22 protein-coding genes are annotated in these 23,366 nt (G+C 64.1%); 7 read left to right on the top strand and 15 right to left on the bottom strand.

Annotation, left to right across the window (positions count from 1 at the left end; all coding sequences use genetic code 11):
• The first annotated feature begins 126 nt into the window (after positions 1 to 126).
• On the top strand, positions 127 to 2,292 hold the full coding sequence (locus P6U23_RS32720) for an anthranilate synthase component I (RefSeq protein ID WP_407176463.1): 2,166 nt from the start codon (positions 127 to 129) through the stop codon (positions 2,290 to 2,292).
• A 126-nt stretch (positions 2,293 to 2,418) separates the two neighbouring features.
• Complete coding sequence (locus tag P6U23_RS32715; RefSeq protein WP_407176462.1) at positions 2,419 to 2,958, top strand: adenine phosphoribosyltransferase; 540 nt, start codon at positions 2,419 to 2,421, stop codon at positions 2,956 to 2,958.
• Positions 2,959 to 2,981: 23 nt separating this feature from the next.
• On the opposite strand, the gene P6U23_RS32710 is transcribed toward P6U23_RS32715, so the two are convergent.
• The 9 genes from P6U23_RS32710 to P6U23_RS32670 form a co-directional block, all read right to left on the bottom strand.
• Positions 2,982 to 3,752 (bottom strand): FkbM family methyltransferase, encoded by a 771-nt coding sequence (locus tag P6U23_RS32710; RefSeq protein WP_407176461.1) that lies wholly within the window; start codon positions 3,750 to 3,752, stop codon positions 2,982 to 2,984.
• 41 nt (positions 3,753 to 3,793) lie between these two features.
• Complete coding sequence (locus P6U23_RS32705; protein WP_407176460.1) at positions 3,794 to 4,462, bottom strand: hypothetical protein; 669 nt, start codon at positions 4,460 to 4,462, stop codon at positions 3,794 to 3,796.
• Positions 4,463 to 4,523: 61 nt separating this feature from the next.
• Complete coding sequence (locus P6U23_RS32700) at positions 4,524 to 5,276, bottom strand: hypothetical protein (RefSeq protein ID WP_407176459.1); 753 nt, start codon at positions 5,274 to 5,276, stop codon at positions 4,524 to 4,526.
• 286 nt (positions 5,277 to 5,562) lie between these two features.
• The gene (locus P6U23_RS32695; RefSeq protein WP_407176458.1) at positions 5,563 to 6,780 is read right to left on the bottom strand and encodes a M48 family metallopeptidase; all 1,218 of its coding nucleotides are present in this window, start codon (positions 6,778 to 6,780) and stop codon (positions 5,563 to 5,565) included.
• Between the two features lie 131 nt (positions 6,781 to 6,911).
• Entirely contained in the window at positions 6,912 to 7,472 is a 561-nt protein-coding gene (locus P6U23_RS32690) for a LemA family protein (RefSeq protein ID WP_407176457.1), read from the bottom strand.
• A 129-nt stretch (positions 7,473 to 7,601) separates the two neighbouring features.
• Positions 7,602 to 8,579, bottom strand: coding sequence for a small ribosomal subunit Rsm22 family protein (locus P6U23_RS32685; protein WP_407176456.1), 978 nt, complete (start codon positions 8,577 to 8,579; stop codon positions 7,602 to 7,604).
• Between the two features lie 102 nt (positions 8,580 to 8,681).
• The gene (gene smc, locus P6U23_RS32680) at positions 8,682 to 12,146 is read right to left on the bottom strand and encodes a chromosome segregation protein SMC (RefSeq protein WP_407176455.1); all 3,465 of its coding nucleotides are present in this window, start codon (positions 12,144 to 12,146) and stop codon (positions 8,682 to 8,684) included.
• A 214-nt stretch (positions 12,147 to 12,360) separates the two neighbouring features.
• Positions 12,361 to 13,017, bottom strand: a complete 657-nt coding sequence (locus P6U23_RS32675; protein WP_407176454.1) for a DsbA family protein — start codon at positions 13,015 to 13,017, stop codon at positions 12,361 to 12,363.
• 118 nt (positions 13,018 to 13,135) lie between these two features.
• Positions 13,136 to 13,615: a DUF721 domain-containing protein gene (locus P6U23_RS32670; RefSeq protein WP_407176453.1), complete on the bottom strand. Its 480-nt coding sequence runs from the start codon at positions 13,613 to 13,615 to the stop codon at positions 13,136 to 13,138.
• Positions 13,616 to 13,796: 181 nt separating this feature from the next.
• Between P6U23_RS32670 and mutY the strand changes: the two genes are divergently transcribed.
• Together mutY and P6U23_RS32660 are read left to right on the top strand one after the other, a co-directional pair.
• Positions 13,797 to 14,891: an A/G-specific adenine glycosylase gene (gene mutY / locus P6U23_RS32665; RefSeq protein ID WP_407176452.1), complete on the top strand. Its 1,095-nt coding sequence runs from the start codon at positions 13,797 to 13,799 to the stop codon at positions 14,889 to 14,891.
• A gap of 127 nt (positions 14,892 to 15,018) precedes the next feature.
• The gene (locus P6U23_RS32660; protein ID WP_407176451.1) at positions 15,019 to 15,639 is read left to right on the top strand and encodes a glutathione S-transferase family protein; all 621 of its coding nucleotides are present in this window, start codon (positions 15,019 to 15,021) and stop codon (positions 15,637 to 15,639) included.
• A 93-nt stretch (positions 15,640 to 15,732) separates the two neighbouring features.
• Here the strand turns inward: P6U23_RS32660 and P6U23_RS32655 are convergent, their stop codons facing one another.
• Positions 15,733 to 16,656 (bottom strand): LysR family transcriptional regulator, encoded by a 924-nt coding sequence (locus P6U23_RS32655; protein WP_407176450.1) that lies wholly within the window; start codon positions 16,654 to 16,656, stop codon positions 15,733 to 15,735.
• Between the two features lie 96 nt (positions 16,657 to 16,752).
• Between P6U23_RS32655 and P6U23_RS32650 the strand changes: the two genes are divergently transcribed.
• Positions 16,753 to 17,181: a nuclear transport factor 2 family protein gene (locus P6U23_RS32650; protein WP_407176449.1), complete on the top strand. Its 429-nt coding sequence runs from the start codon at positions 16,753 to 16,755 to the stop codon at positions 17,179 to 17,181.
• 196 nt (positions 17,182 to 17,377) lie between these two features.
• On the opposite strand, the gene P6U23_RS32645 is transcribed toward P6U23_RS32650, so the two are convergent.
• The gene (locus tag P6U23_RS32645) at positions 17,378 to 18,064 is read right to left on the bottom strand and encodes a glutathione S-transferase family protein (RefSeq protein WP_407176448.1); all 687 of its coding nucleotides are present in this window, start codon (positions 18,062 to 18,064) and stop codon (positions 17,378 to 17,380) included.
• Between the two features lie 270 nt (positions 18,065 to 18,334).
• Positions 18,335 to 19,483, bottom strand: coding sequence for a site-specific DNA-methyltransferase (locus P6U23_RS32640; protein ID WP_407176447.1), 1,149 nt, complete (start codon positions 19,481 to 19,483; stop codon positions 18,335 to 18,337).
• Positions 19,484 to 19,858: 375 nt separating this feature from the next.
• Between P6U23_RS32640 and P6U23_RS32635 the strand changes: the two genes are divergently transcribed.
• On the top strand, positions 19,859 to 20,794 hold the full coding sequence (locus tag P6U23_RS32635; RefSeq protein WP_024508253.1) for a neutral zinc metallopeptidase: 936 nt from the start codon (positions 19,859 to 19,861) through the stop codon (positions 20,792 to 20,794).
• 121 nt (positions 20,795 to 20,915) lie between these two features.
• A complete protein-coding gene (gene moaB, locus P6U23_RS32630; RefSeq protein ID WP_407176446.1) occupies positions 20,916 to 21,479 on the top strand; it encodes a molybdenum cofactor biosynthesis protein B in 564 nt (187 codons plus the stop codon).
• A 4-nt stretch (positions 21,480 to 21,483) separates the two neighbouring features.
• Here moaB and P6U23_RS32625 read toward each other — a convergent pair whose 3' ends face one another.
• The 3 genes from P6U23_RS32625 to P6U23_RS32615 form a co-directional block, all read right to left on the bottom strand.
• Positions 21,484 to 21,636: a hypothetical protein gene (locus P6U23_RS32625; RefSeq protein WP_407176445.1), complete on the bottom strand. Its 153-nt coding sequence runs from the start codon at positions 21,634 to 21,636 to the stop codon at positions 21,484 to 21,486.
• The gene (locus P6U23_RS32620) at positions 21,633 to 22,577 is read right to left on the bottom strand and encodes a GNAT family N-acetyltransferase (protein WP_407176444.1); all 945 of its coding nucleotides are present in this window, start codon (positions 22,575 to 22,577) and stop codon (positions 21,633 to 21,635) included. Before P6U23_RS32620 ends, P6U23_RS32625 begins: the two co-directional genes overlap by 4 nt.
• 67 nt (positions 22,578 to 22,644) lie before the next feature.
• A complete protein-coding gene (locus P6U23_RS32615; protein WP_407176443.1) occupies positions 22,645 to 23,211 on the bottom strand; it encodes a glycosyl transferase in 567 nt (188 codons plus the stop codon).
• Positions 23,212 to 23,366: the final 155 nt, after the last annotated feature.

Here is a 23,366-nt window from a genome sequence, read left to right as displayed (position 1 = left end):
CCACCTTGTAAAAGGTGGCCGGTGCGATTTCCCTAGATTCTGATCGTCGAAGGCCGCCATCGCAGTGCGGCGGCCCTTCCTCTGTCCTGTGTGGCGTTCCCTCGGCAAGTTTCGTAAGAGGATCACATGAACAGGACAGTTTTCTCCTTAGCCGAACGCAGCGAATACCGCACGCGCGGCGGCCTCTTGGTCACACGCGTGGCGGAGCATTTTTCCGGCGGGGCGAGCCGGCTCGACGCGCTGATCGACCTGCTGGACCGCCGCCGCGGCGTAGTGCTGTCCTCGGGCACCACCGTGCCGGGCCGCTATGAGAGCTTTGACCTCGGCTTTTCCGATCCGCCGCTGGCGCTGGAAACCAAGGGCGTGGAGTTTACGCTCAGCGCGCTGAACAAGCGCGGCGAAGTGTTGATTGCCCTTCTGGGCAATGCCTTGCGCGAGCAGTGTGTTGTCGTCACCGAGAAGACGCCTTCGCGTCTGGTCGGCCACATCGTCCGCGGCGCAGCGCCGGTTGAAGAAGACCAGCGCACGCGGCGCGCGAGCGTGATGTCGCTGGTGCGCGACCTCGTTGCGAGCTTTGCCGCAAACGACGATCCGTTGCTCGGCCTGTTCGGCGCCTTCGCCTACGATCTCGTCTTCCAGATCGAGGATCTCGTGCAAAAGCGTCCGCGCGAGGCCGACCAGCGCGATATCGTGCTCTATGTGCCGGACCGGCTGTTGGCTTATGATCGCGCCACCGCGCAGGGCGTGATCTTGAGTTACGATTTTGCCTTCGACGGCAAATCGACCGTCGGCCTGCCGCGCGAGACTGCGGAAAGCGTCTACGCAAAAATCCCGCGCCAGGGATTTTCCGATCACGCGCCGGGCGAATACCAGGCCACGGTCGAGACCGCGCGCGCGGCCTTTGCGCGCGGCGATCTGTTCGAGGCGGTGCCTGGCCAGCTCTTTGGCGAACCCTGCGAGCGTTCGCCCGCCGAAGTGTTTCAGCGGCTGTGCCGCATCAATCCGTCGCCCTACGGCGCGCTGATGAACCTCGGTGGGGGGGAGTTCCTTGTTTCGGCTTCGCCGGAAATGTTCGTCCGCTCCGATGGCCGCCGGGTCGAGACCTGCCCGATCTCCGGCACGATCGCGCGGGGCGTGGATGCAATCGGCGATGCCGAGCAGATCCGTCAGCTCCTGAACTCGGAGAAGGACGAGTTCGAGCTCAACATGTGCACCGATGTCGACCGCAACGACAAGGCGCGGGTCTGCGTGCCCGGAACCATCAAGGTTCTGGCGCGGCGGCAGATCGAGACCTACTCGAAACTGTTTCACACCGTCGACCATGTCGAAGGCATGCTGCGGCCTGGCTTTGATTCACTCGACGCCTTCCTCACTCACGCCTGGGCGGTGACGGTGACCGGTGCGCCCAAGCTATGGGCGATGCAGTTTGTCGAGGACCATGAGCGCTCGCCCCGGCGCTGGTACGCCGGCGCGATCGGCTGCGTCAATTTCGACGGCAGCATCAACACCGGGCTCACCATCCGCACCATCCGCATGAAGGACGGGCTGGCCGAGGTGCGGGTCGGGGCCACCTGCTTGTTTGACTCCGATCCGGCGGCCGAGGACCGCGAATGCCAGGTCAAGGCCGCGGCGCTGTTCCAGGCGCTGCGCGGCGATTCGCCGAAGCCGCTGTCGAGCACGGCACCCGATGCCACCGGAAGCGGCAAGCAGGTGCTCTTGATCGATCATGACGACAGTTTTGTGCATATGCTGGCGGATTATTTCCGCCAGGTCGGCGCCACCGTCACCGTGGTCCGATATGTGCATGCGCAGGACATGCTGAAGCAGCGCAAATGGGATCTTTTGGTGCTGTCCCCGGGGCCGGGCCGGCCGGAGGATTTCAAGATTTCAGGCACGCTCGACGTGGCGATCGAGAAGAAGCTGCCGGTGTTCGGAGTCTGCTTGGGCTTGCAGGCGATCGGCGAGTATTTTGGCGGCCAGCTCGGCCAGCTTGCGCAGCCCGCGCATGGCCGCCCCGCTCGGATCCAGGTGCGCGGCGGCCGGTTGATGCGGGGTCTTCCCAACGAGATCGTGATCGGCCGCTATCACTCGCTCTATGTCGAGCGCGATAGCATGCCCGAGGTGCTGACCGTTACCGCCAGCACCGAGGACGGCGTTGCCATGGCGATCGAGCACAGCGGCCTGCCGGTGGGCGGCGTGCAGTTTCACCCGGAGTCGCTGATGTCGCTCGGAGGCGAGGTGGGCTTGCGGATCGTCGAAAACGCGTTTCGGCTGAACGAGGCGATGAATTGAGCGCGGATTGGTGTAAGAGTTCTGTTCCGTCATCCCGGGTTCGATGCGGAGCCTGTCATCGGGCCGGCCAAGGGCCGGACCTGTTGGCATCGCCGGGGAATGACGGTGACCTGGGAAGAGATAAACATGACCTTTGACCACGATCTGAAGGCGGCCGTTCGCACCATTGCCGACTATCCCAAGCCCGGCATCCTGTTTCGCGACATCACCACCTTGCTGGCCGATGCGCGCGCCTTCCGCCGCGCCGTCGACGAATTGGTGCATCCCTGGGCCGGGTCGAAGATCGACAAGGTCGCCGGGATCGAGGCGCGCGGCTTCATCCTGGGCGGAGCGGTGGCGCATCAGCTCTCGGCAGGCTTTGTGCCGATCCGCAAGAAAGGCAAGCTGCCGCACACCACCGTGCGCATCGCCTATTCGCTGGAATACGGCATCGACGAAATGGAGATGCATGCGGACGCCGTCCATCCCGGCGAGCGCGTGATCCTGGTCGACGACCTGATCGCGACCGGCGGCACCGCGGAAGGCGCGGTCAAGCTCTTGCGCCAGATCGGGGCCAACGTCGTGGCTGCCTGCTTCATCATCGATCTGCCGGATCTCGGTGGCGCGGCAAAGCTGCGGGCCATGGACGTGCCGGTGCGTACGCTGATGAGCTTCGACGGGCATTGAGTGCTTGGCGCAGCGCCAGGTGCTTAAGCTTGCGGCTGGCCGAGCGGCGCTTTGCTGAAAATGAAGTTGTTATAGTAGTCCTTTTCCTTCCAAAACCACTCGCTGTCAGCCCGTTGGTGTATGGCAGCGTCGAAGGCCGACAGCGGGAGCAGGCGATGGCCCGCGACGAAGCGGCCGCTGTAGCCGAGTGACTCCAGGTGGGCGAACACGTCCTGCACGCTTTTGCCTTCCAGGTGCCGGTTCTCGCACTCGAACAGGAGAAGCGGCGAGTGCTCGCGAAGGATGCGCTCGGCGCCCTTGAAGACCTCGAGCTCCGCGCCCTCCACGTCGACCTTGAGCAGCGCGATACGCTGGTCTGCACGAAAATATTCGTCGAGGCGGATGGTCGGGACGGAGATAGTCTCGACATTGCCGGCATCCGCGGCCTTGCCGAGGAGGGACGCGCTCTGCAAATGGGCTTTCGGGACGAACAGATCGGCCGTTCCGGAGCGGGAAAACACCGCCTTGGGCTCGACCTTGACGTTGTCGAGCGCGAGATTCCGGCAGAGTTCGGCAAGCGAGGCCGCAAACCAGGGCTGGGGCTCGAAGGCGACAACCAGGCCGCCTTTGCACCAGCGCGACAGCCAGAACACGAAGCTGCCTTTGTTCGCTCCGATATCGCAAACGATATCGGTCGAACGAACGTGTTGTCGAATCAAATCGAACTCGAGTCTTTGGTCGAGGAAGCGCGCTTTCAATCCGCGGATCAGGAAGCGTTGGCTGTCCCGTCTCAGCCATGGCAGAGGGTTTCGCATGCTGGACAATGCTTTCAACGCTTCCAAGACAAATACCGGCCCTACGACTGCTGCAGGATCAGGCTCAATTCCAGCTCGCGGAAGCTGAAATAGTTGCGCCGGATCCATTGGTGCAGTTCGGTGGAGGAATCCCTCTCGTGCCGCAGATAGTCGGTAAACGAGAAGGTCAGGCGGTCGATATAGGTCTTCAGAAACACCGGCAAGGCGCTGATGCGCTGCACCCGCCCGGCCGTAAAGGTCTCCGGCAGTTCCCCGCGTACGATATATTCGTTGTCGACGACGATGAGGCGCGTGGCCGGAATCTGCCGAACCAGCATCTGGTGTCCGCGCGCCGAGGCGCGGTCGGTATCCGCCGCGAACAGGACGATGGGCCGTACATTGCGCCGTGCCGCCTCCTTCAGAAATCCGATCTCCTCCGACATCTTGAAGAACTCGTCGAAGGCGTGGAAACCGAGGTCGATCACCTTGGCAATGCCGTCGTCCAGAATGACGCGGTCCATTAGCTGCATCTTGCCGAAGGTATCATCGATCTCCGCCGTCTCGGTGATGCTCGGCAAGTAGTCCAGCAGCGACGGCTCCTTCAGGTTGACGTCGAAGGCGAGCACCGCCCCGTTCTTCAGCAGCAGGAACTCGCTCAAGAGGCGCGCAAGCAGGGTCTTGCCGACCTGCGGTCGGGGCGAGCAGATGATGTAGACCGGGGTTGCGGGCATTTCCCGCTATATCAGGCGAAATTCGTGCCTATTCCAGCCGATTCGGATCGGGACGCCGAAATTATTTTTCACCCCCGCGCGCAGCGACTTTGCTGCCGACAATGTCGGTCAGCTTGATGCGATCGAACTCGCTCCAGACATTGGCGAGCCAATGGCGGACATAGCCGCGCAGCACGAAAGAATAGTTCGCGGCCTCATCGCGAGTGCCCTTGTTGGCGACGAATTTGAGGAACGGGACGGAGGCCACCTCGACCTGCTCGTAAGCCATTTCGTTCAGCTTCGGAATGGTCAGTTCGGTCGCGTCCTTGATGCGGTGGAAGTAGGAATTGTAGGTCGACTGGTCCCACTCGAAGAAGCTGGTGTTGTTGATGAAATTCTTCACCAGGAAGTACTTCGCCCCACTCATGAAATTGGCGGTTTCCGCGATCTCTTCGAGCGAGGCGATCGAGGGTCCCAGTATATGGAACACGGCAAAGGTGATTTGCCCGGCTTTGGCCGCGTCGAGAAAGCCGATATCGCGCAACGAGGCCAGCGCGGGCGACAGGAGGCCGGCGCGCACGTCGATCACGGTGACCGAGGGGCTCACCGTGTTGAGCGTATCGAAAATCTTCATCTGGTCCGCCGTCGACGTCATGTCGACGATTTCGGTGATATCGGGGTGAAACCGCTTCAAGGTGCCGCGCGGCGCCTCGGTATCGAAGGCGCGCGTCGGCACGTTATTGGCGCTAAAATAGTCAAGCACCGTCCGCGACACCGTGGTCTTGCCGACCCCGCCCTTGTCCGCACCCACCACGATCACTGCCGGCTTTGCCATGTGCCACCCTCAAAAAAGACGCCCCGATCGAGACGATCGATCCACTATTCCCGGTATCTGCTTTTGGGCGCGAACATGGCAGAAACAAGGGAGAATTCAATTCATCGCAGCGCCGTTTCTGCCATTCGCGCCGAATTTGTTGTTTAGAATATGATCCGGGCCGAAGAGCCACATCAGCACGAGCGAGAAGCGGTTTTATCTGAAAAGGTCTTGCCCCAATAAAGGGATAGAGCGGAGACAACTTGAAGAGAAGTTGTCGTGCCTCAAAGGGAGCTTGCTCCGCGGCCTAATGCTGTCCCCAGGGGCCGGTTGGATTCTCGGCCGGATCGCCCCACGGCCTGTGCGAGGGCGCAGGCTCATTCGTGGAATTGTCGGCACTGCCCCAGGGACCGGATGATGGGGCGGGCGATGGCAGGGGAGTGCTTTCGCCCTGATTCGCTTCGCCGCCTTCCGCTCCCGACGGCATCGGCAAGGCGAGCGGGCCGATATAGTGCCCGCCGGCGTATCGCACCAGCGCCTTCACCCGGGCCTCGACCGACGGATGAGTGGCGAACAGGTCGGCAAAGCCCTCGCGCGGATTGTCGACGCACAGTTCCATGACCGCCGAGGTCGCGCCGGGAAGCTCGCCGCGTCCCTCGATCTTGCGCAGCGCCGAGATCATCGCATCGGGATTTTTGGTCAGTTCGACCGATCCGGCATCCGCCAGATATTCTCGTGAGCGCGACAGCGCGAGCCGGACCAGTTGCGACAATGCCCAGGCGAGCACGATCAGCACCACCGCAAGGATGATGATCAGAATGGCGGCGCCGCCCGAACTTCTTCGCTCGCTGCCGCTGCCGGAGTCCGAGGAGGAATCCGAAGACGAGCCGCGGCGGTAGCTCCAGCCCCAGCCATAATTGCCGAAATTGAAGAAGAGGCGGAAGAACAATTCGGCGAAAAAGCCGACCACGCCCGCGATGATCACGGCGACCACCATCATCTGCACGTCGCCGTTCCTGATGTGGGTAAGCTCGTGGCCGAGCACCGCCTCGATCTCGTCATTGCTCAGGGCATTGAGCAGGCCCGTGGTGACGGTGACGGCATATTGCCTCTGGTTGAGACCGGTCGCGTAGGCGTTCAGCACCTCGCTGTCGATGATCTTCAGCTTTGGCATCGGAATGCCGCGGGAGATGCAGAGATTTTCCAACAGATTGTAAAGTCGCGGCTGCTGCTTCCGCGTCACGTCCGTCCCGCCGGTGACCGCGTCGATGATGGATTGGTGGAAGAAATAGGCGATCACGATCCACAGCGCCGCCGCGCCGGTCGCATAGGGCAGCGACCAGATCAGGTCGCGCAGCGCGGCACGCAGATAATAGTCGGCCGGCGCGCCGGCATAGTCGAGCACCTCGATGATCAGTGCGCCGGCATAGACGATCACATACACGAGCAGGAACAGGCCCGCGAGCAGCAGCACCGAACGGGTCTTGTTCGCGGCGATGTGCGTGTAGAGACCGTAGGCGGCCATTATCCGACTCCGTCATTCCGGTGCGCGTCGAAGACGCGAACCCGGAATCTCGAGATTCCGGGTTCGGTCCTTTGGACCGCCCCGGAATGACGGGAGTAAATTTGCATCGCGTGGCGCAAGCTCTCGCGTCCCTAGAACTTCACGCTCGGCGCAACCTCAACTTCCGCACGGCTGGCGCCGAGGTCGAAAAAGTCCTTGCGTGTGAAGCCGAACATGCCGGCAAACAGCGCGGCGGGCATCTGCTGGATCCCGGTGTTGTATTCCTGGACCGCGTTGTTGAAGAAGCGCCGGCTCGCGGCGATCTTGTTTTCGAGGTCCGACAACTCGCCCGCCAATTGCTGGAAATTGGCGTTGGCCTTGAGGTCCGGGTAGGCCTCTGACAGCGCGATCAGCCGGCCAAGCGCGCCGGTGAGCTGGGTTTCCGCCGCGGAGACCTGGGCCGGCCCCTGCGCCGAGATCGCCATGTTGCGCGCCTTGATGACCTCGTCGAGCGTGCCGCGCTCATGCGCCGCATAGCCTTTCACCGTCTCGACCAGGTTCGGGATCAGGTCGTGGCGTTGCTTCAACTGCACGTCGATATCGGCGAAGGCCTGATCGACACGCTGCCTCAGCGCGACCAGGCGGTTATAGGCGCCGAAGGCGAACAGCACGAGAATGATGATGATGCCGAGAACGATCCAGCCGGACGACATGGAAATGGCTCCTGAAAGAACAACAAAGCGCAGCTTAACGAAATCGGGCGCGGGCAACAGCGGCGAGGTGGGTATCCCCTTGGTCGCGCGCAAGGCGGGCTGAGTTCAACGACTAAGCCGCTGAATTGGTTAACTTTCGTCCATGACGGCATCGCCCCAGCGCCAGCGCCGGGCGCGCGCGTAGGCCGCCTTGTCGCGGCGCGGCACCTTTGCGAGCAGGAGGCCACTAGCGGTGCAAAGCTTGGCGGAGACCTCGACCTTGCTCAGCGAGGGCTGCGCCAGCACACGGGCGCGGCCGGAGATGATCGGCTTGCGCGTCACCGCGACATAGGAAAACTTCTCGTCCTCGAACGGCAATTCGGCGCCTTTGATTTCCTTGTGCGCGCGCGACCGCGCCAGGCGCTGGGCAAAGTGACACCAGTCGGGAGGCGTCAGCGGGCAAGCCGAATCGTGCGGGCAGGGTGCGGCGACGTGGCCGCCGCGCGCGATCAGTTGCTGTCGCGCGCCGATGATCCGCGCGTAGCCGGCGGGGGTGCCGGGCTCGACGATGAGGAGCGTGTCGCTGGTCTTGCTCCACATCAGCGTTGTGAGTTCGTTGCGGTCCTCCTCGCTGAGTTCGCCGATCACATAGCTTGCGATGACAAGGTCGGCGACGTCGGCCTGCGCAAGTCCGGTGGGCGCGTCGCTCGAGGAGTAGGTCGATTGGTTCAGGCGAGGAAACTCGCGGGCCAATTCGATGCCGAGCGCACGCAGGCTCTCGTTGCGATCGAGCAGCGCGAAGCGCTCAAGCGAAGCAAACGCTTCCGCCGCGGCAAAGCTCGCGGTTCCCGGTCCGGCTCCGATGTCGAGCAGTGTCTGCGGCGAAAAATCCGGCCTGATCTCCGACAATGCGTTCAGGCTCGCAACGACGGCCGCATAGGTCGCCGGCATGCGCGCCAATGCGTAGGCGAGCGCGTCGGCTTCGGTCCGGATCGTGCCCGAGCCGCCGCCGTCGCGATAGGTCCTGGAGATCGCGCTGGCGCGCGCGGCGGCGTCGTTGCGCGAAAGTCCCTCGAGCTTGGCATCGAGCGCGACCTTTAGCGCGGCGGGAAGGGTGGGAGGAATCATGCTGTGATCCTCGGCCATTCCGGGGCGCGCGTCAGCGCGAACCCGGAATCTCGAGATTCCGGGCTCGATGCTTCGCATCGCCCCGGAATGACCATCAAGCTCCTACGCCACGTTCTGGTCGAGGATCTTGGTCGCCTGTTCGAGGTTGACGGACACGAGCTGCGAGACGCCGCGCTCTGCCATCGTCACACCATACAGGCGATTCATCCGCGCCATGGTGATCGGGTTGTGGGTGATGATGATGAAGCGCGTCTCGGTCGAGCCCGTCATCTCGTGCAAGAGGTTGCAGAAGCGTTCGACGTTGTGGTCATCGAGCGGCGCGTCGACCTCGTCCAGCACGCAGATCGGCGAAGGGTTGGTCAGGAACACTGCAAAGATCAGCGACAGGGCGGTGAGCGCCTGCTCGCCGCCGGAGAGCAGGGACAGCGACTGCGGCTTCTTGCCGGGCGGCTTGGCGATGATTTCAAGGCCCGCCTCGAGCGGGTCGTCGCTCTCGATCAGATGCAGCGCGGCTTCGCCGCCGCCGAACAGCTCGACGAACAGCCGCTTGAACTGGTTGTTGACGGACTCGAACGAAGCCAATAGCCGTTCGCGCGCCTCGCGATTGAGGCTCTGGATGCCCTGACGCAGCCGCTTGATCGCTTCGACCAGATCGTCACGCTCGGTGGTCAGTGCCGTATGCTGGGTTTCGACCTCGCCCAGCTCCTCTTCGGCGCGCAGGTTCACAGCGCCCAACCGCTCGCGGTCGCGGCGCAGCTTTTCGAGATTTTCCTCGATCTCGGCGAGCGGCGGCAGTTCGGCGTTGGGCTCGATCTCGGCAAGGCCGGCCACCGCCTGCGGCTCGATCTCCAGCATGTCGTGGATTTCGCGCTCGATATCGGCGAGCCGGCGCTTGGCGCCTTCCATCCGTTCTTCGGCGCGGGCGGTCGCCTCGCGCGCGGTCGACAGCGCCTCCAGCGAGGCCTTCGCGGCACGATCGGTCTCCGCCATGGCGGCTTCGGCGGCGGCGAGCGCGTCGGCGGCAACGCGGCGCTCATTCTCGGCGAATTCAATCTCGCTGATGAGCGCACTGCGCTTTTGGGCAAAGAACTCGGGCGCGTTCTCGAGCTCGGCGCGCTCGGCCGTTACCTCGGTGATGCGAGCCTCGATGGTCTCGATCTGCGAGGCAGCGCTCGCCTTGCGATTCTGCCATTCATTGCGCTCGGCGAGGATCGCCTGCACGCGGCGGTCGGCCAGCTCGGCCTCGCGCGCCAGGGCCTGTGCCTCGGCCCGCACCTGCGCGGCAAGCCGGCGATGACCCTCGATTTCGGCGCGGACAGCGGCGAGCTTTTGCTCGGTCTCGACGCTCGGGGGCAATTCGTCGAGCGCTGCAGTGGCGTTTTGATGCGCGGCATAGGCCTCGGTGAGATCGGCTTCCAGGCGGCTGCGCGCCTCCGACAACGCCGATTTGCGCGCGGCGTGGCGGTTGATCTCGCGCTCGGCTGTCGCGTGGCGCTCGCGCGCTGCATCGGCTTCGCGCTGCGAGGCGCGCCAGGCTTCGCGCGCGGCGCTCTCGGCGGCCGCGGCGGCCCGCAGTTCCGCTTCGGCCGTCTCCAGCGCGTTGCGCTTGGCCGCGGCATCGCCCCGCGCCTGCTCCAGCTCGTTCTCGATATCGACCAGCCGCGCCCGTTCGGCAAGACGCCGCGCCGCACCTGTCGGCGCATGCGCTGCGGCCACAAAGCCGTCCCAGCGCCAGACATCGCCTTCGACCGACACCAGCCGCTGGCCGGCTTTGAGCTGCGACGCCAGCTCCGCGCCGCGCTCCTTCGGCACCACGCCGATCTGCGCCAGACGGCGGGCCAATTCCGGCGGCGCCTGCACGCGTGCGGCGAGCGGCTCGACGCCCTCGGGCAGGGCGGGGTCCTCGCCGCTCGCGCCCGCCAGCGTCCAGTGCATCGGCGCGGACGCATCGACTGGCGCGTCGAGATCGTCGCCGAGCACGGCGCCGAGCGCTTTCTCAAAACCCTTGTCGACGGTGACGCCGTCGATGATCGGCGGCCAAAGATTCTTGGTCGCGCTGGTCACGAGCTTGGCGATGGTGCGCGCCTCGGTCTCGAGGCGCTGCACCCGTTTCTCCGCCTCGGAGAGTGGGGCGCGCGAGGCCTCCAGCGTCTGCCGCGCGGCCGCATGCGCGGTTTCGCTGGCCTGTGCGGCCATTTCCGCCTGCAGACGGTTTTCCTGCGCGCTCTCCATCGCCGCGGCCAGCGTATCAACATCGCCGAAGCCGCCGGTCTCCAGCGCGAGTTTTTCTTCCTCGCGCTGAACATTGGCGATCTCCTGATCGAGCCGCGCCAGGCGGTCGCGGTGGCTGCGTACGCTCGCCTCGAGCTGGTTGCGCTGGGCGGTGAGGTCGGCGAGCGAGGTGGTCAGCTCCGCAAACTGGCGCTCCCATTCGGCAAGCGTCGCCTCGGCCTCGGCCACGCGTTCATCGACGCCGCTGCGCCGCTCGACGCGCGACTTGATCTCTTCTTTGAGTTCGGCGTCCTCGGTCTCCAGCCGCTGCAGGGCGACGTCGGCATCCGACGTCTGCTGCTGCTCGCGGGCGATGTCGCCGGCAAATTGCGTGAGCCGGCGGTCGAGCTCGGCGACGCGCTCCTTGGCTCGCTCTTCCTCGCGGTCGAGCATGTCGCGGGCCGTCGTCAGGCGCTGCAAGCCTGCGGCTGCGCGGGCCTCGGCCTCACGCAACCCCGGCAGTTCGGAGGCGCGGATCGCCTGGATGCGCGCGGCCTCGGCCTGTTCGCGGGTGCGCTCAGCCATGTCGCGGACGGTAATGTCGTGGTTTTGCGCAGCGTCATTGACGTCGGCATGGGCCTGCAGCCAGCGCAGGTGGTAGAGCGTTGCCTCCGCCTTGCGCACCTTGGCGGCAACCTCGCGGTAGCGGATGGCTTGGCGCGCCTGCTTCTTCAAGCCGTCCATCTGGCCGGCGAGCTGGCCGATCACATCCTCGACGCGCGTGAGATTGGTTTCAGCCGCCTTCAGCCGCAGTTCCGCCTCATGCCGGCGCGCATGCAGGCCGGCGACGCCGGCGGCGTCTTCCAGCACGCGGCGGCGCTGTTCCGGTTTGGCCTGGATGATCTCGCCGATCTTGCCCTGGTGCACGAGGGCCGGCGATCGCGCGCCGGTGGCCGCATCCGCAAACAGGAGCTGCACGTCGCGAGCGCGGACATCGCGGCCGTTGATGCGATAGACGGAACCCGCCTCGCGCTCGATACGGCGGGAGATTTCCAGGAGCTGGCTGTCGTTGACGGCGGCCGGCGCGGTGCGATCGGAATTGTCGATCGTCATCACCACTTCGGCGTGGTTGCGTGCTGGGCGATTGCCGGAACCGGAGAAGATCACCGCGTCCATGTCGGCGGCGCGCAGCGACTTGTGTGAGGTCTCGCCCATCGCCCAGCGCAACGCTTCGACCAGGTTCGACTTGCCGCAGCCGTTCGGACCGACCACGCCGGTGAGGCCGGGCTCGATCACAAAATCGGTGGGTTCAACGAACGACTTGAAACCGTGGAGGCGAAGACGCGTGAGTTTCATAAAGGCGGATTCTCTTTCGGCAGGAAGCGAATCTCCCTGCCGGGACAATACCATAGATGGCAATCTCGGTGTGGGAGATGCGCCTGATGCGCCACTTTAAGGTGGCGACAATGGCTGCGCCGCGCCTTTAGGGCAACCGGCGGCCGGGGCTTTTCCCAAGGCTTTTGCGAGACTTATGTGAGGCGCTGATTCCTGTGGAGGAATCAGCTCACAATCAGCTCTTCAAAAGCGGGTTGATCCTCTTCTCAAATTCCTCGATCGAGGCCTCGCCCTTGATCTTCTCGCCGTTGATGAAGAAGGTCGGTGTCGAGTCGACCTTCAACACTTCGCTCGCGTATTTCTGGTCCGCGGCGATCTTGTCGAGCAGTGACTGATCCTTCAGGCAATCCTCGACCTGCTGCTGGCTGAGCCCGGCCTGCTTGCCGATCCGCGTGAGGCTCTCGGTGGTGTTCTTCATCACCCAGTCGCTCTGCGACCTGAACAGAAGATCGGTGACGGCGAAATATTTGTTGGCGTCGCCATTGGCGATGCAGCGCGATAGCATCGATCCGGCCGCGGCTTTGATGTCGAGCGGAAACTCGCGGAAGATATAGCGGATCTTGCCGGTATCGATGTATTCCGACTTGATCTTCGGAAACACCTGCTCGTTGAAGGCCGCGCAGTGCGGGCAGGTCATCGAAGCGTATTCGACGATGGTGACTTTGGCGTCCGCAGGACCCAGGGCCATGTCGGGCAGCGATTGCGGCTTGGCAACGTCGGCAGCGCTTTGCGCTAGCGCATCCGGGATCAGCCTCAGCGGCGAGAAGCCGACGAGCGCGGCAAGTCCGGTCAGTGACAAGGCAGCGGTGAAAGCGCGGCGCGTGATGATCAACGGTCTGCTCCCGGATTGGCGCATCCGCGCCGAAAGGTTCCAATCAAGACGCCGTTCGCTAGCCAAAAACGGCCATCGTGGCAATGGCGCGGTTTGCGTGCAGGTCCTGACAAGAGCGTCAATTTCGCTTGATCGCGGCGCCAAGCCGCGCGAGTGCGTCCTTGAGCGCCTCGTCCTCGACCGCGGATAGTGTGTCGGCGACTTGTTTTACGGCGGCCGGATCCGGCGGGCCGGGGCGCCTTGGGCGAGGTCGGCGCGACAACGGCGCCTGTCGGAGCGCGATCCGCCCCACCGCATGCCAGCCGAAAAACCGGTTGACCCGCTCCAGGATGACGTCGGAGCGATGCTGGATTTCCAGGGCCATCGGGCCCTCCACCCGCAGCACCAGCGTCGCCGGTTCCTGTGGTTGGCCCTCGACCGGCCGCGGCCATTGCATTTTCAATGGCTCGGCAAAGACGGCAATGTCCGCGCCCGCGATCTCGCCCCAGCGCGTCACCAATTCGCGCGCGGCAAACCCCTGCTTGGCATAGGCGTCGGAAAAGACGTCGCTGAGCAGGACGGAAAGCGGCTTGGCGCTGACGGGACCGGGTCTGGACATGGGCTGCTTCTATCACGTTGGAATCCCCGATAGCAGCCACGAACTCCACCGTCATGGCCTGGCTTGTCCTGGCTTGTCCCGGCCATCCACGAAGGGCCACAGCGAGAAAGACGTGGATGGCCGGGACAAGCCAGGACAAGCCCGGCCATGACGCGGCGAGAGTTGCGCTAAAAAGGCCATTATGAGTCCTGCTGGTGTCGTCAAGGCAAAGTCATCCACGGTTGCAGCCACCGACCGCCCCTCGCTGCTGCTCGAATGGTACGATCGGCATCGGCGCCGGCTGCCCTGGCGGGCGCCGCCCGGCGCGCCGTCTGATCCGTACCGGGTCTGGCTGTCGGAAATCATGCTGCAGCAGACCACCGTCAAGGCGGTCGGGCCCTACTTTGAAAAGTTCACGGCACGCTGGCCCGATGTCGCAAGCCTGGCGCGGGCTTCTCTCGATGACGTGCTGCGGCTCTGGGCCGGACTCGGTTATTATTCGCGTGCGCGCAATCTCCACGCCTGCGCGGCCGCCGTGATGCGCGAGCATGGTGGCGTATTTCCGGACACGGAAGAGGGTCTGCGTTCGCTGCCGGGCATCGGGCCCTATACGGCGGCAGCGATCGCGGCGATCGCGTTCGACCGTCGCACCATGCCGGTCGACGGCAATATTGAACGCGTGGTGTCCCGACTGTTCGCGGTTGAGGAAGCGCTGCCCCAGGCCAAGCCGCTGATCCAGCAATTGGCGACGACGCTGCTCGGCGATGGCAGCGCCGGCGACAGCGCACAGGCGCTGATGGATCTCGGTGCCTCGATCTGCACGCCGAAGAAGCCGGCCTGTGCTTTATGCCCGTTGATGGAGGATTGCGCAGCACGCGTGCAGGGAACGCAAGAGACGTTCCCGCGCAAGGCGGCGAAGAAGACCGGTGCGCTGCGGCTCGGAGCAGCCTTCGTGGTCAGGCGCGGCGAGGAGCTTCTGGTGCGCACGCGGCCCGCAAAAGGTCTGCTTGGCGGCATGACCGAGGTGCCCGGTTCCGACTGGGTGGCCGAGCAGACGGAGCGGGCTGCGCTCGAGCAGGCGCCGGCGCTGACAGGCGTTGCGCGTTGGCACCGCAAGGCCGGCGTTGTCACCCATGTCTTCACGCATTTCCCGCTCGAACTCGTGGTCTTTACAGCGGAGGTGCCGTCGCGGACGCGCGCGCCCGACGGCATGCGCTGGGTGCCGATCGCGACGCTTGCGGAGGAGGCGCTGCCCAATGTGATGCGCAAGGTGATCGCGCACGGGTTGGACCTATAGCTTCCTGCCAGCGCCTTGGCAGCAGCGCTACGCCACGAAGCGCAGGTCACCCAGCTCGACGACCCGACCGGGATGGACGCCGCGGCGCGGCGCCGGTAACCTGCGCCTTTGCCAAACGAGGTCGGACATGTACAAGCTCTACTATGCGCCCGGGACCTGCGCGCTCGCCTCGCACATTGCGCTCGAGGAGGTCGGCGCCGCCTACACGGCGGTGCGGATCGATTTCAAGATCAACCAGCAGAACAGCCCGGAGTACCTCGCCATCAATCCCAAGGGCCGCGTGCCGGCACTTGTGACCGACCGCGGCGTGCTCACGGAAACGCCGGCGATCCTCGCCTATATCGCGCAGAGCTTCCCGCAAGCGAAACTCGCTCCATCAGACGATCCCTTCGCGCTTGCGCAGGTGCAGGCCATCACCAGCTATTTCTGCTCCACGGTGCATGTGGCGCACGCCCACAGGATGCGCGGCTATCGCTGGGCGACGGAGGAGACGTCGTTCGCCGACATGAAGCGGATGGTGCCGAAAAGCGTCGGCGCTGCCTTCGCGCTGGTCGAGCGCGCGATGCTCAGAGGTCCCTGGGTGATGGGCGAAAGTTACACGATCTGCGATCCCTACCTGTTTACACTGGCCCAGTGGCTCGAGGGCGATGGCATCGAGCTCTCGACCCTGCCGAACGTGATCGCGCACCGCCAGCGCATGATGGAGCGTCCCGCCGTGCGCAAGGCGGTTGAAGAGGAAAAGGCTTGAGGGGACGGTAGGGTGGGCCAAGCGAAACGTGCCCAAGATCTAGGGGCGATCTCGCCGCATGGTGGGCACGGAGCTGACGCACCTTAGCCCACCCTACGATGCCTTCCGCCTCTCGCGATCCAACTCCCGTCCCGTCTCCAGCATCAGCTTGCGCAGCCAGATCGAACCCGGGTCCATTTGTGCCCGGGTGGGATAGAACATGAATTGCTCGTCGATGCCAGGATCGAGCGGAGGGGCGATGGTGATGAGCGACAATTGCCTAGCGAGTGCCGCGATCAGGCGACGCGGCACGAAGGCGACGAGATCGGTGCGCGCTGCGACATGCAGGGCTTCAATATAGCCGGGGACCACCAGCGCAATGTGGCGTTCGATCCCCTTTGAGCGGAGCCAGGTATCGATCAGGTCCTCGTTCTGTCCGCGAATGATCACGGCCACGTGCCGCGCATTGAGGAAGACGTCGCGCTGCTTGAGCTTGGTGCCGACAGGATGGCCGCGCCGCACGGCCAGCGCGTCCGAGTCGGTATAGAGCAACTGCCGGTGAAAGCCCTTGAACGCATTGCCGATCGAGATCACGAGGTCGATGGTGCGGGCGAATTCGGGATGGAAGATCGCAGGTCCCCGCCACGGCACGACATCGATCCGGACATGCGGCGCGAGCTTCGTGACCTTCCCCATGAAAGATGGCATCAGCAGTTCGACCGCGAGATCCGGCATCATCAGCCGGAACTGCCGCTCGCTGTGCGCGGCATCGAAATCCTCCGCGACGAACAGCGCGCGCACCTGCTCCAGCGTTTGCGCCAGCGGCGCGCGCAAGGCCAGCGCGCGCGGCGTCAACTCCATGCGCGCGCCCGTCCGCACCAGCAGCGGATCGCCGATCAGATCGCGCAGCCGCTGTAGCGCGTGACTCGCCGCCGGTTGCGACAGGCCGATCCGCATCGCGGCGCGGCTGACATTGCCTTCCCTAAGCAGCGCATCCAGCGCCACGAGCAGATTGAGATCGAGCGCGGCCAAATTCATCGTGCGAATTTATACCATATGAATTATCGATTGGAAGAATATCAGGCGGGCGCGCACAAGGTGGTTGTCTTTTCACACGAAGATGGAGAAACCGCCATGAGCCCGCTTGAAAACAAGAAGCTGATGCAGGAGATTTTTGCCGCTGCGGGAAGTGCGGACTCGGCCGTGCGCGACCGCGCGCTGTTCATCGCAACGCTTGCCGATGACGCGACCTGGACGGTGACGGGCCAGTATTCCTGGTCGCGTACGTTCAGCGGCAAGGAGTCGATCTTGAGCGACCTGCACGGTCACGTCCGCTCGCGTCTGGTCGATCGGGCGCGGACGCTCGCGCATCGCTTCATCGCCGAGGGCGATTACGTCGTGGTCGAAGCGAAAGGCGACAACCTCACCAGGGATGGCGTTCGTTACGACAACGACTATTGCCTGGTGTTCCGCCTCGATGGGGGCCGGATCAAGGAGGTGAGGGAATATTGCGACTCGGTGCTGACCGAGAAGGCGCTGGGGAAGTTTCCGGGCGCGCAATAGCGTGCACCGGGTTGCCCCATGTCCCGGCATTCCGGGGCGCGCGCATCCAAGTCGGCTGTTGCCGACTTGGACATCCAAGATTGGCGAACTCGGGTAAACCCGAGTTCGATGCGAGCGAACCCGGAATCGGGAGATTGTGGCGCGGGGTTCCGGGTTCTCGCTTCGCGAGCCCCGGAATGACGGGCCTAAAGCAAAATCAGGCCACCTTCGTCTTCAGATGCCCGAACATGAAGTTGCGCGCCTCCTCGTCCATCTCCGCCTTGAAGGTGAACTTGTCCTTCAGGGCCAGCGCGCGCGACGCCGCGGGACGGGCCGAGATCTCGTCTACCAGTCGCCTCACGTTGGCATATTTGCTGTAGGCTTCATCGCCCAGCACGAATGGCGCCATCCGCGCCCAGCCCCAGAACGCCATGTCGACGATGGTGTAGGTGTCGCCCAGCATGTAGCGACTGCTCGCGAGATGCTCGTCGAGGATCTTGTAATGGCGGTTCGCCTCGTACTGATAGCGGTTGTTGGCGTAGTCCAGCTCCTTCGGCGCAAAGTGCTTGAAATGCACCGCCTGTCCCGAATAGGGGCCGAGCCCGGTGGCGATGAACATTAGCCAGGACAGCATCTGCGCGCGATTGGCCGGCGAGGCGGGCGGCAGGAACTTGCCGGTCTTCTCGGCCAAATAAAGCAGGATCGCGTTGCTGTCGAAGACGAAGATGCCCTCATCGTCGATCGCCGGCACCTTGCCGTTCGGATTGACCTTCAGGAATTCCGGCTTGAACTGCTCGCCCTTGCGTGTGTCCACGGGTACGAGTTCGTAGGGCAGGCCGGACTCTTCGAGGAACAGCGCCACCTTGTTCGGGTTGGGCGCGCCGTTGAAATAGAATTTGAGCATCGGCTGTCTCCCTTGGCTTTGTTGGTTCGAAAAATCGGAATGCGGCTGCGCTACCGCACGCGGGCGTTTCCATGCGCAAAATCTTGGGCGGGCGCAAGCGACGAGTTTGTAAAGGAGGGAGGGGCGGCCGCCAATGGCTTGGCACGGTCATTCCGGGGCGGTGCGCTAGCATCGAACCCGGATCTCGAGATTCCGGGTTCTCGCTTCGCGAGCCCCGGAATGACCAGTGGAGGTGGATAGAGCCCGGAATGACGGTGGAGATGGATGGATCTATCCCGCCGCCATCTCGGCGCGGATCTCGGCGCGTAATTCGTCGATCAGCCTCAAGCCGTTCTTGGTCTCGACATGCCAGAAGGTCCAGCCATTGCAGGCCTCAGAGCCCTGCGCGACCGCGCCGATGCGGTGGATCGAGCCGACCTTGTCGCCGAGCATGATGGCGCCGTCGGCGCGCACCAGCGCGCCATGGCGCTTCTTGGCATCGACCAGCTTTGTGCCCGGCATGATCATGCCGCGCTCGATCAGCTCGGAGAACGCCACGCGCGGAGCTTCGCGCGCGGTCATGAAGGGGGCGAGTGTCGCTTCGGGTAGCGGCTGGACTGCGGCAATGCGCGCTTCGGCGGCCTTGGCGTAATCCGCGTCGCGCTCGAAGCCGATGTAGCGGCGGCCGAGGCGCTTTGCGACGGCGCCGGTGGTGCCGGTGCCGTTGAACGGATCGATCACGAGATCGCCGGGTCTTGAGGAGGCAAGCAGCACGCGCGCGAGCAGACCCTCGGGTTTCTGGGTTGGATGGACCTTCTTGCCGTCCTTGCCCTTCAGTCGTTCCTCGCCGGTGCAGAGCGGAATCAGCCAGTCCGAGCGCGCCTGCACGTCCTCATTGGCCGCCTTCAGCGCTTCGTAATTGAATGTGTAGCCCTTCGCATTCTCATCGCGCGCCGCCCAGATCATGGTCTCGTGCGCATTGGTGAAACGGCGGCCGCGAAAATTCGGCATCGGGTTGGACTTGCGCCAGATGATGTCGTTGAGCACCCAGAAGCCCAGATCCTGTAGGATCGTGCCGACGCGGAAGATGTTGTGATAGGAGCCGATCACCCAGAGCGTCGCCGACGGCTTCATGATGCGGCGGCAGGCGAGCAGCCAGGCGCGGGTGAAATCGTCATAGGCGGCGAAAGAGGAGAACTTGTCCCAGGCGTCATTGACGGCATCGACATGTGATTCGTCGGGACGCTTCAGATCGCCCTTGAGCTGCAGATTGTACGGCGGGTCCGCGAATACGAGGTCGACGCTGGCCGACGGCAATTTCGACATCTCGGCGACGCAATCGCCAACGATGACGCGGTGTTGTTCTGCGGCCCTGAAATCCGTGGCCTCAAAATTTGTGCGGGGCGCCCTTGCAGACGCCCCGCGACGCGACACAACCATGACTCAAGAACTCTGACTCAGGCGACGCTGTCGGCGACGCGGGACCAACAAACCGACTGGCGGCTACAATGGCGGGGCAAAGTAAAAATCGACTTAACCCGGAAAATTTTTCGTAAGCGCTTGTTCCTGCGCATCCTGCAGCGCAGCGCGGTTTGCGGCGAAATTCGGACGCGATGTGGCGCCAATAATTTTCCATTCCCTTGCTGCCTTTCGATTTTGCTCCTGAGCTGCGAGAGTGTCGCAATCGCGCAGCGTCGAATCGACGCCACTAGGCAATTTTTGCCGGGCGGGCTATTGATTGGCGTAAAGGACATTTTACGTTTGTTCCGCGCGCTGTCGGACGAGCGCCGCAAAACGAGTTAAGGAAAGGCCGCCATGCGCTACGATGATTTCCGCCGCAGCGACGACATCGAGGATCGTCGTGGCGATGACGGCGGCATGATGGGTGGCGGCGGCGGCATGGGCCTGCCGATCGGCGGCGGCGGGCTCGGCATCGGCACCATCATCGTACTCGGTTTGATCGGCTACGCCTTCGGCATCGACCCGCGGATCCTGATCGGCGGCGCCGAAATTCTCTCCGGCGGCGGTCACGCACCGACCTATCAGACCGATCGCCGCTCGGGGCCGGGCAAGACCGGCGCGCCCACCGACGAGATGGGCAGCATGATCGCCGGTATCCTGGGCGAGATCGACGATCGCTGGAGCGAGATCTTCCGGGCCAATGGGCAGAATTACGTCGGCCCCAAGATTGTGCTGTTCCGCAACGTCACCAATGGCGGCCGTTGCGGCATGGCGCAGTCCGCCATGGGGCCGTTCTATTGTCCGCCGGATCAGAAGATCTATCTCGACACCGGATTCTTCCGCGAGGTCGAGACGCGCTTCCACGGCTGCTCCGGCAACGCCTGCAAATTTACCGCAGCCTACATCATCGCGCATGAGGCCGGCCATCACGTGCAGAATCTGCTCGGCATCATCCCGCGCGTGACGCGCCTGCAGCAGCAGGTGGGCAGCAAGGCCGAAGCCAACGCGTTGCAGGTGAAGGTGGAACTGCAGGCGGACTGCCTGTCCGGCGTCTGGACGAACCGCGAGGAGAAGAAGCGTCCCGGCTTTCTTGAAGCCGGCGATATCGATGCCGCGCTGCAGACCGCGTCCGCCATCGGCGACGACACGTTGCAGCGGCAGGCGACCGGGCGCGTCGTGCCTGACTCTTTCACCCACGGCAGCTCGGCCCAGCGCAAGCGCTGGTTCATGACCGGCTATCAGCAGGGCACCGTGCAGGCGTGCAACACGTTCGGCAACGCATCGCTGTAGCGTGGTGTCATTCCGGGGCGGTGCAAAGCACCGAGCCCGGAATCTCGAGCTTCCCCGATGCGCAATTGCGCATCTGAGGTTCGCGCTTCGCGCGCCCCGGAACGACGGTTGAGGATTCGCAATGTCATCCATCAATGAATCAAAGCAGTTCGTCCCGCTCAACATCGCGGTGCTGACCGTCTCGGATACGCGCTCGCTGGCCGATGATAAATCCGGAGCAACGCTGGCCGATCGCATCAGTGGAGCCGGCCACAAGCTCGCCGCACGCGATATCGTCACCGATGATGTCGATGCGATTCGGGCCGTCGTGAAGCGATGGATCGCCGACAAGGGCGTTGATGTGATCATCACCACCGGCGGCACCGGCTTCACCGGCCGTGACGTGACGCCAGACGCCATTGAGCCGTTGTTCGAAAAGCGAATGGACGGCTTCTCTATCGCTTTTCACATGCTGAGCCACGCCAAGATCGGCACCTCGACGATTCAAAGCCGCGCCACCGCGGGCGTCGCCGGCGCGACCTTTATCTTCTGCCTGCCCGGTTCGCCCGGCGCCTGTCGCGATGCCTGGGACGGCATCCTGGCGGCGCAGCTCGATTACCGCACGCGGCCCTGCAATTTCGTCGAGATCATGCCGCGTCTTGACGAGCATCTGCGTCGGCCGAAGGCGCAAGGCGCGTCGGCTTAGGCAATCAGTGGCGCGCCGCGTAGCCTGTCAACGACCACCACACCGCCCGCCACATGCGCCGGCACGCCTCGATCCACAGCCTTCGCGCGCGCCGCTTGTAGAGCGCGATCAGTTCTGGGCTGATGCGGGGCGTGAGCTCGCGGTCGGGCGTTCTCACAGCGCGCGCTCCCAGGTCTCGCCGATCAGGTTTTGCCCGAAACTGCGATGCGGCTCGCTCTTCACCAGCGCAAAGCCGGCGTCCTGATAGATCTTGCGTGCGGCGATCAAGATGCTCTGCGTCCATAATGTGATGCTGCGATAGCCGCAGGCCCGCGCAAACGAGACGCATTCGGCGACTAGGCGCTGCCCGAGACCCAGGCCGCGCGCACTCGGCTCGACCAGGAGCAAGCGCAGCTTCGCGACATCATCATTGTGCCGGACCAGAAAGACCGAGCCGACCGGCCTGCCATCGATGTCGGCAATCCAGCAGCGTTCGCGCGAGGCATCGAAAGAGGTGATGAATTCGGCCGCGATCTCCGCAACCAGCGCCTCGAAGCTGGAATCGAAGCCGTATTCGCTGGCGTAGAGCGCTCCGTGGCTTTGCACAACATAGCCCATGTCACCCGGCCGCGGGTCGCGCAGGATCGCAGGCGGCAGGGCGGCGCGCTGTTCACCAAGCAGACGTTCGATCAGCCCCATCGCGCCGAGCAGCCGGTTGCGATCGTCGGCCGACAGCGTGCCCAGCATCAGGCCGACATGCTCCTGCGAGGTGCGCTCGAGTTTTGCGAAGGCTGCGCGTCCCTTGCCGGTCAGGCTGAGCTGGTATTGTCGGCGGTCGGTGGCTAAGGGCTTGCGGGAGATTAACCCGTCCTCCTCGAACTTTTGGACGATGCGGCTGAGGTAGCCGGGGTCGAGTCCGAGTTCGAGCCCGATCTCCTTGGCCGAGAGATCGCCGCGATGCGCGAGCTCGTACATCACCCGCGCCTCGCTCAGCGAGAACGGGCTCTTGAGCAGGTGCTGGTCGAGCACCTCGAGCTTGCGCGTGTAGAAGCGATTGAACGCGCGGACCGCGGCGACGTCCTGGTCGGCTTGAGCCAGAGAGCTTTGGGCGGGGATCATGGCGGTGCACCTCCGATATTTGCCATTGTCAATTAATTGCTTGACTTTGGCAAGTATCTTCCGTGCCTCAAACCATGATGATGCGGCTGCGTAGCAGCGTCCGCGAAGAGCGGCCAAGTTGGCGGAGCAGCCTGGCCTCGGAGCGGCCATCCGCCGCATGGCCGCCGAGCCGGTCGTAGTGCTCGCGGGCGATCAGTAGTCCCTGGTCGGAGGCCGGTCCTGCGATCATACGGGCGAGAAGCTTGATGCTATCCTGCAGGCGCGGTTCGGCATACGGCGAGCGGGCATAGCGGAACACGCCGGCGCGCGGGCGGTCGCTCGCCGAGACGCGCTGAATGAATTGCGTTGCCTCGTCGATCCAGCCCGCATCCAGCACGGCGCCGGCGTGCAGGAACATCAGCCAGGGCGAGCGGGCCTGCCGGGCGCCGGCGGCCATCGCCGCCGCGCGTGACCCCTGAAATCGCAGGAAGCGGCAGCCGGCGACGTCGGCCACCCGTTCGATCACGCCGTTGTCGGCGCGATCGACCAGCAGCACCTCGCGCACGACGCCGGCCGCGGCGCCCGGCACCAGCGCGGCAAGGGTCGCGACGGTCGGCTGCTCGACGCCCTCGGTCGGGATGATGACGCTCAGCATTGAGCTAAAGGAAACCCTCAGACAGCAGAAATCCCTGCACTGTTATCACCTTGTCACATTCAAATCAGCCCCGGTCATCACGGTTTTTGGGGTGATGCCGCTGAGGCAGAATTCGCCCGCAACGTGCTCTCAAGTTGACCCGTTACTCAGAGGTG

The organism is Bradyrhizobium sp. STM 3562, assembly GCF_045571435.1.
Classification (GTDB): Bacteria; Pseudomonadota; Alphaproteobacteria; order Rhizobiales; family Xanthobacteraceae; genus Bradyrhizobium.
The sequence above is the reverse complement of the archived record's forward strand: the minus strand, read 5'-3'. Positions and strand labels throughout refer to the sequence as shown.

Excerpts from the sequence above, each read along its gene's own strand:
- mutY (WP_407176452.1), top strand. The coding sequence starts at position 13,797 with ATGAGTCCTGCTGGTGTCGTCAAGGCAAAGTCATCCACGGTTGCAGCC.
- P6U23_RS32615 (WP_407176443.1), bottom strand. The coding sequence starts at position 23,211 with ATGCTGAGCGTCATCATCCCGACCGAGGGCGTCGAGCAGCCGACCGTC.
- P6U23_RS32640 (WP_407176447.1), bottom strand. The coding sequence starts at position 19,483 with ATGGTTGTGTCGCGTCGCGGGGCGTCTGCAAGGGCGCCCCGCACAAAT.
- P6U23_RS32635 (WP_024508253.1), top strand. The coding sequence starts at position 19,859 with ATGCGCTACGATGATTTCCGCCGCAGCGACGACATCGAGGATCGTCGT.
- P6U23_RS32670 (WP_407176453.1), bottom strand. The coding sequence starts at position 13,615 with ATGTCCAGACCCGGTCCCGTCAGCGCCAAGCCGCTTTCCGTCCTGCTC.
- P6U23_RS32700 (WP_407176459.1), bottom strand. The coding sequence starts at position 5,276 with ATGGCAAAGCCGGCAGTGATCGTGGTGGGTGCGGACAAGGGCGGGGTC.
- P6U23_RS32715 (WP_407176462.1), top strand. The coding sequence starts at position 2,419 with ATGACCTTTGACCACGATCTGAAGGCGGCCGTTCGCACCATTGCCGAC.
- P6U23_RS32655 (WP_407176450.1), bottom strand. The coding sequence starts at position 16,656 with ATGAATTTGGCCGCGCTCGATCTCAATCTGCTCGTGGCGCTGGATGCG.
- P6U23_RS32645 (WP_407176448.1), bottom strand. The coding sequence starts at position 18,064 with ATGCTCAAATTCTATTTCAACGGCGCGCCCAACCCGAACAAGGTGGCG.
- P6U23_RS32620 (WP_407176444.1), bottom strand. The coding sequence starts at position 22,577 with ATGATCCCCGCCCAAAGCTCTCTGGCTCAAGCCGACCAGGACGTCGCC.
- P6U23_RS32695 (WP_407176458.1), bottom strand. The coding sequence starts at position 6,780 with ATGGCCGCCTACGGTCTCTACACGCACATCGCCGCGAACAAGACCCGT.
- P6U23_RS32660 (WP_407176451.1), top strand. The coding sequence starts at position 15,019 with ATGTACAAGCTCTACTATGCGCCCGGGACCTGCGCGCTCGCCTCGCAC.
- moaB (WP_407176446.1), top strand. The coding sequence starts at position 20,916 with ATGTCATCCATCAATGAATCAAAGCAGTTCGTCCCGCTCAACATCGCG.
- P6U23_RS32720 (WP_407176463.1), top strand. The coding sequence starts at position 127 with ATGAACAGGACAGTTTTCTCCTTAGCCGAACGCAGCGAATACCGCACG.
- P6U23_RS32710 (WP_407176461.1), bottom strand. The coding sequence starts at position 3,752 with ATGCGAAACCCTCTGCCATGGCTGAGACGGGACAGCCAACGCTTCCTG.
- smc (WP_407176455.1), bottom strand. The coding sequence starts at position 12,146 with ATGAAACTCACGCGTCTTCGCCTCCACGGTTTCAAGTCGTTCGTTGAA.
- P6U23_RS32685 (WP_407176456.1), bottom strand. The coding sequence starts at position 8,579 with ATGATTCCTCCCACCCTTCCCGCCGCGCTAAAGGTCGCGCTCGATGCC.
- P6U23_RS32650 (WP_407176449.1), top strand. The coding sequence starts at position 16,753 with ATGAGCCCGCTTGAAAACAAGAAGCTGATGCAGGAGATTTTTGCCGCT.
- P6U23_RS32705 (WP_407176460.1), bottom strand. The coding sequence starts at position 4,462 with ATGCCCGCAACCCCGGTCTACATCATCTGCTCGCCCCGACCGCAGGTC.
- P6U23_RS32690 (WP_407176457.1), bottom strand. The coding sequence starts at position 7,472 with ATGTCGTCCGGCTGGATCGTTCTCGGCATCATCATCATTCTCGTGCTG.